This is a genomic window from Pseudomonas sp. HMWF006 (assembly GCF_003061205.1).
Lineage (GTDB): Bacteria > Pseudomonadota > Gammaproteobacteria > Pseudomonadales > Pseudomonadaceae > Aquipseudomonas > Aquipseudomonas monsensis.
Genome location: NZ_QAIU01000108.1, coordinates 2,353 through 8,505, shown reverse-complemented (window position 1 = coordinate 8,505; position 6,153 = coordinate 2,353). Strand labels below are relative to the sequence as shown.

6 protein-coding genes and 1 pseudogene are annotated in these 6,153 nt (G+C 61.7%); all 7 read right to left on the bottom strand.

All coding sequences use genetic code 11. The features are described from left to right. Window positions 1–322, bottom strand: a pseudogene (locus tag DBR24_RS04210) (S9 family peptidase); the annotation flags it as partial. Beyond that, on the bottom strand, window positions 288–1,427 hold the full coding sequence (gene pqqE / locus DBR24_RS04205; protein WP_177490424.1) for a pyrroloquinoline quinone biosynthesis protein PqqE: 1,140 nt from the start codon (window positions 1,425–1,427) through the stop codon (window positions 288–290). The gene pqqE and the pseudogene DBR24_RS04210, both read right to left, overlap by 35 nt. Next, on the bottom strand, window positions 1,420–1,695 hold the full coding sequence (gene pqqD, locus DBR24_RS04200; protein ID WP_128613999.1) for a pyrroloquinoline quinone biosynthesis peptide chaperone PqqD: 276 nt from the start codon (window positions 1,693–1,695) through the stop codon (window positions 1,420–1,422). The genes pqqE and pqqD overlap by 8 nt, the downstream gene beginning before the upstream one ends. After that, window positions 1,692–2,444: a pyrroloquinoline-quinone synthase PqqC gene (gene pqqC, locus DBR24_RS04195; protein WP_123469296.1), complete on the bottom strand. Its 753-nt coding sequence runs from the start codon at window positions 2,442–2,444 to the stop codon at window positions 1,692–1,694. The genes pqqD and pqqC overlap by 4 nt, the downstream gene beginning before the upstream one ends. Window positions 2,445–2,578: 134 nt before the next feature. After that, complete coding sequence (pqqB, locus tag DBR24_RS04190; RefSeq protein WP_128613998.1) at window positions 2,579–3,490, bottom strand: pyrroloquinoline quinone biosynthesis protein PqqB; 912 nt, start codon at window positions 3,488–3,490, stop codon at window positions 2,579–2,581. An 81-nt stretch (window positions 3,491–3,571) separates the two neighbouring features. Then, window positions 3,572–3,646 carry a pyrroloquinoline quinone precursor peptide PqqA gene (gene pqqA / locus DBR24_RS04185; protein WP_003422658.1) on the bottom strand — a complete coding sequence of 25 codons (75 nt, stop codon included), beginning with the start codon at window positions 3,644–3,646 and terminating at the stop codon, window positions 3,572–3,574. A gap of 156 nt (window positions 3,647–3,802) precedes the next feature. Further along, the coding region (pqqF, locus tag DBR24_RS04180; protein WP_128614002.1) for a pyrroloquinoline quinone biosynthesis protein PqqF at window positions 3,803–6,153 on the bottom strand (2,351 nt) is incomplete at its 5' end.

Genomic DNA, 6,153 nt, shown 5'->3' with positions numbered 1-6,153 from the left:
CCTCAGGCGCGCCATCCAGGGTCTGTCGATACAACTGCTGGTCCGCCTCATTGACGAAAACCACCCCGTCCAGCGTCAGACAAAACGCGCCACCACCATATTCGTACACCCGACTGCGCACGCTGAAGCCATTCGGCGTCAGACATTTCGCCACGCCATCGTGCCACTGCCAGATCCGGCACGCGGCGTCCTGCGGGCGATATTCATTCCAGAACAAACCGTGGGCGCCGAGTTGCAGTTCGGCGAAGTCCATTCCGGCGGCGACGGCCTGGGCGGCGCTGAAAGGCTCAGCCCTTGGCGATGAGGCGTGAGTTTCGTTCATTGCGAAAGGCCAGTTGTTCGATGGTCTGGGTGGCGGTCTCGGCTTCTTCGCGGGCCTTGAGGATCACGCCGTGATGTTCGGATTTGCTGCACACCGGGTCGGCGTTGCTTGCGTCACCCGTGAGCATGAATGCCTGACAGCGGCAGCCGCCGAAGTCCTGTTCCTTCTCGTCGCAGGAGCGGCAAGGCTCGGGCATCCAGTCGTAACCGCGAAAGCGATTGAAGCCGAACGAGTCGTACCAGATGTGCTGCATGCTGTGGTCGCGCACGTTGGGAAATTGCACCGGCAGCTGTCGGGCACCATGACAAGGCAGGGCGGTGCCGTCCGGGGTGACTGTCAGAAAGAGGCTGCCCCAGCCGTTCATGCAGGCTTTCGGTCGTTCTTCGTAGTAGTCCGGGGTCACGAATATCAGTTTGCACGGATGCCCTTCGGCTTCCAGCTTGGCGCGGTATTCGTTGGTGATGCGTTCGGCGCGCACCAGTTGTTCCTTGGTCGGCAACAGGCCGACACGATTGAGCTGCGCCCAGCCGTAGAACTGGCAGGTGGCGAGTTCGACAAAGTCGGCCTCCAGCGCGATGCACAGTTCGATGATGCGGTCGATCTTGTCGATGTTGTGCCGATGGGTGACGAAGTTCAGCACCATCGGATAGCCGTGGGCCTTCACCGCCCGGGCCATTTCCAGCTTCTGCGCGAAGGCTTTTTTCGAGCCGGCGAGCAGGTTGTTCACTTGCTCGTCACTGGCCTGGAAGCTGATCTGGATGTGATCGAGACCGGCCTTCTTGAAATCGCTGATTTTTTGCTCGGTCAGGCCGATGCCGGAGGTGATCAGGTTGGTATAGAAACCCAACTGCCGCGCTTCACGAATCAGCTCGGCCAGGTCCTGGCGCACCAGTGGCTCGCCACCGGAAAAACCCAGTTGCGCCGCGCCCATCTCCCGCGCTTCGCGGAACACCTTGATCCACTGCTCGGTGCTCAGCTCTTTGCCCTGCTCGGCGAAATCCAGCGGATTGGAGCAGTACGGGCATTGCAGCGGGCAGCGGTAGGTCAACTCGGCGAGCAGCCACAGCGGCAGGCCGACCTCCGGCTTGGGCGGCAGATCAGTCAAGGGTGATCCAGTGCTGTGCACGGGCAACCTCCATGAATTGCTCGATGTCGTCACCGAGCTCAGGCACGCCGGGGAACTGCTCATCGAGTGTGGCGATGATCGCTGCGACATCGCGTTCACCGTCGATCAAACCACCGATCAGCGCGGCGCTGTCGTTGAGTTTGATCATGCCTTCGGGGTAGAGCAGCACGTGGCCTTTTTGCGCCGGTTCGTACTGGAAACGGTAGCCGGGACGCCAGGTCGGGGTCTTGCTGCGATCGAAACTCATAAGGTGATTCCTTTGTGCCAGACCCGTTGTTCGGTGACGCTGTGATACGGCGGGCGGTTCAGTTCGTAAGCCATGCTCATGGCATCGAGCATGCTCCAAAGAATGTCCAGTTTGAACTGGAGAATTTCCAGCATGCGCTCCTGGCCTTCGCGGGTCTTGTAGTGCTCTAGCGTGATCGCCAGACCGTGCTCGACATCGCGCCGCGCCTGACCGAGGCGGGTGCGGAAATATTCGTAACCGGCCGGGTCGATCCACGGGTAATGCTGCGGCCAGCTGTCGAGGCGCGACTGGTGGATCTGCGGCGCGAACAGTTCGGTCAGCGAGCTGCTGGCGGCTTCCTGCCAACTGGCGCGGCGGGCGAAGTTGACGTAGGCGTCGACCGCGAAACGCACACCGGGCAGCACCAGTTCCTGGGAGCGCAGTTGATCGGGGTCGAGGCCGACCGCCTGACCAAGGCGCAGCCACGCTTCGATACCGCCGTCTTCTCCGGGGGCGCCGTCGTGGTCGAGCAGGCGTTGAATCCACTCGCGGCGGATCTCGCGATCCGGGCAATTGGCGAGGATCGCCGCGTCTTTCAGGGGGATGTTCACCTGATAGTAGAAGCGGTTGGCGACCCAGCCCTGAATCTGTTCGCGGGTGGCGCGGCCTTCATACATCGCCACGTGGTACGGGTGGTAGATGTGGTAATAGGCGCCTTTGGCGCGCAGGGCCGCTTCGAATTCGCTGGGGGACATAGGAGTGTCAGTCATATCTGTTCTCCGGGAACAAGCATTGGGATCTCAGGCGTCTGGTCTTCAGTCATCGCTGGCAAGCCAGCTCCCACAGGGTTTTGCGGTGTTCACAACACCGGTGGGAGCTGGCTTGCCAGCGATGGGGCCATCAGTTACAGCACAATACTCATGCCATCGAACGCCACTTCAACATTACGTCGCGCCAGTTCCGCACGCTCCGCCGAATCCTCATCGAGAATCGGGTTGGTGTTGTTGATGTGGATAAGCACCTTGCGCTGCTCGGGCAACTGCTCCAGCACTTCGAGCATGCCGCCGGCGCCGTTCTGTGCCAGGTGGCCCATCTCCCGACCGGTGCGGGTGCCGACGCCACGGCGCTGCATTTCATCGTCGTCCCACAGCGTGCCATCCACCAGCAGGCAATCGCTGCCAGCCATGATTTCCAGCAGCGGCGCATCAACCTTGCCCAGGCCCGGCGCGTAGAACAGTTTGCCGCCGGTATTCAGGTCTTCGACGATCAGGCCAATGTTGTCGCCCGGGTGCGGGTCGAAGCGGTGCGGCGAGTACGGCGGCGCAGCGCTGCGCAACGGCAGCGGGGTGAAGCGCAGGTTCGGGCACGCGGCGACGGTGAAGCTCTGGTCGAGTTCGATGCGGTTCCAGTTCAACCCGCCGTTCCAGTGGGTGAGCATTTTGAACAGCGGGAAACCGGTGCTCAGGTCTTCGTGAACCATGTCCGTACACCAGACCTGATGCGGGCAGCCTTCGCGCAGGCTGAGCAGACCGGTGGTGTGGTCGATCTGGCTGTCCATCAGGATGATCGCGCTGATGCCGGTGTCACGCAGGGCGCGGCCCGGTTGCATCGGGGCGAAGCTTTGCAGTTGTGCGCGGATGTCCGGCGAGGCGTTGCACAGCACCCAGTTCACGCCATCATCGGAAATCGCAATGGACGATTGGGTGCGGGCCTTGGCGTTCAGGCTGCCGTCGCGAAAACCTGCGCAGTTGACGCAGTTGCAGTTCCACTGCGGAAATCCGCCACCGGCGGCCGAACCCAGAATCTGGACGAACATGAACGCTCCCATCTTTCAACGCTGAAAATAAAACGCCCCGGCGAGCCGAGGCGTTGCACTGCAAGTCTGCGTAGGCAGAACTCAGCGGCTGGCGAAGTACATGGTGACTTCGAAGCCGATACGCAGGTCGGTGTAAGCCGGTTTTGTCCAGGACATGGGTGTCTCCTTCAGGGTGGGTGGGATAGCGCTGTCCATAGTTATAGTCCACGGCAGCGCAGGGATGTTCCAAATAGTTAGGCTGCTATGTTACTCAAAATTTCCAGGTGATTGCCCGTGAATCTTTGAGAAAGCTCCTTGCAGCCTGAGTAATGATCAATTTCCCGCTTGCCACGGCATGCCCGGTGCCGCGCTGCTGGCCAGACAGTGCCAGCCGCCTTCGGCCTGGATCAGTCGCTGTGCCGCCGCCAGCAGGAAAGGGCGATCGAGCTGACCAATGGCGTCGATCAACTGCGCACGATAATCCGATGAGTGGCCGGCGAGTTTCGCTTGCCACAGCAGCTCGGCCGCGTTGGTGAACGACATTGAGGTGTCGCCGAACTGCTCGGCCAGAGACTGGCGCAGTTGCTCAAGGTTGGCGTCATCGAAGGTTTCGATCAGCGCGGGAATGCTTTGAAGAAACTGCCGGATGTGATCGAGCAGCGCAACCGGGTCGGACGTCGGCGATTGCACGCCAACCAGCAAGCCGGTCTGGCCGTGCAGCTGGCGCAAGGCGCTGAACACCGCGTAACCCAGCTGCAATTCGACCCGCAGACGCTGATAGAACGGTGTCTGGCAGAGCTGCGCGAGCAGGCGCCAGGCGGCTTCGTCGGCGATCTCGTGGCTTGCGGTCGGGCAGAACAACAGCAGCGCATGTTCGCTGGAGGCACTGTCGATGTGGCTCCAGATCTGTCGAGCATTGCTCGCTGGCCGGGCGGGGAGTTGATTGTCCGGGATACCGGGGATGCGACGCAGAGCCAGGCCCAGGGCGGATTGAGTCTGTGCGCTGAGGCCAAGGGCCAGTCCGTCCCAGCGGGAAGTTGTCCACAGCTGCTTGATGTCGTCCGAGCGCGGCGCCGCTGGCAGGCAACTTTCCGGCAATGCCTTGAGCAACTGGCGGATCGGTATCAACGGTGCTTCTGGCTCGGCGCTCGCAGAATCGGCGTCAACTTGCGTCAGACATTTCAGCGCATGCTCCAGGACACTGGGCATCGGTTCTTGTAGGCCGGTCAGTTTCAGCAGCCATTGAGCACCGCTGGTACTCAACGACAGCTCAACCCCGGCCTGACGTGCGTCTTCCTGGGTTTCACGCAGACTGCGTTGCAGCTTCCCGTGCAGCTCGGCCGTTGCCGCGGCTTCCAGTTGCCAGCGCAGGTAAATCGCACCTTCTTCACCCGTGTCCGCCAAGGCCTGGCTGAATTGCATCGGCGAGCGTTCGCGGCGGCCGCGTGAGCGATCCTGAGCGAACGTGCGCAGGCCTCGGTGGGCGCTGGTTTGACCGCGAATCAGCCCGGCGTTGGCCAGTGGTTCGCTGGAACCGAGGAAAGGATTGGCGGCAGGCAGGTGCCAATGCGCGCTGAAGTTATCCACAACGCCGATGTCGCGCAGGATCTGTTTGAGGGCGACGACGCCGTGTTCCGACAAGCCGTGTTCGAGCTGTTCGCAGTCGAGCCGTGCCAGGTGCAGTGCGCCGCCGACCTGCTGCTGACGTTCAAGCAGCCTGGCGTATTCGTCACGCAACGCTGGCCAGTCCTGTTGCGCGGCGAAGAAACTCAGCCAATCCAGCACATGCTCGCGAATAACATTCAGGCATTCGGCGGGCGCGGTGAGTTGCAGGTGCAGCAAGGCCTGTCCGGCAAAGTGGTACAGCGGCGTGGCTTTCAGGCTGTCCGCGAGCTTCTGTTGCTGCAGATGGGCGAGCAGGCCGCCGGGTTTGGCGCTGTTCAAGCAGTGGCAGAGGAACGCCAGCGCTTCGGCGCAGGTGTCGGGTAGCGCTTCGAAGGCAAACAGCAGATTGCAGTGCTGTTCGCCGACCTGTTGATAACTTTTCGCCTGCAACGGCTGGGTTGCCGTTTGCGCAACGTTATCCCCAACCGGCAGCGCCGCGGCGAACTGCTGAGCCAGTGCACGCAACGCCTCCAGGCTCTGCGGCCCGACCAGACTCAAGGTCATTTGGCCGGTGCGATAGAAGCGCTGATGGAAGTCCTTCAACGCCTGTTGAAACGCCGGTTGCTCGACCTTCAGGCTGTCGCGATTACCTGCATGAAATCCGCGCAATGGATGCTCTGGCGGCAAACCCTCGTACAAGGACTGTGCCTGCTGCGCTGTGGGATCCTGCGACCACGCGACAAATTCCGCCTCCAGCACTTCGCGTTCACGCAACTGATCGTCCTTATTCATACGCGGCTGGGCGAGCATGTCTGACAGTCGCTCCAGCCCGGCGCTGAAGGCCGTAGTCGGCAGTTCAAAGAAAAAATCGGTCGCGCGCTCGCGAGTGCTGGCATTCACTTGGCCGCCATGCCTTTGCACGTAGGCCATCAGTGCCTGATCGGCAGGAAAACGTGCGGTACCGAGAAACAGCAAATGCTCAAGAAAATGCGCCATCCCCGGCCATTCGAGCGGCACATCATGACTGCCGGCAGCCACCCGCAACGCAGCCGCGCTGCGCTTGAGGTCAGGCACCTGAC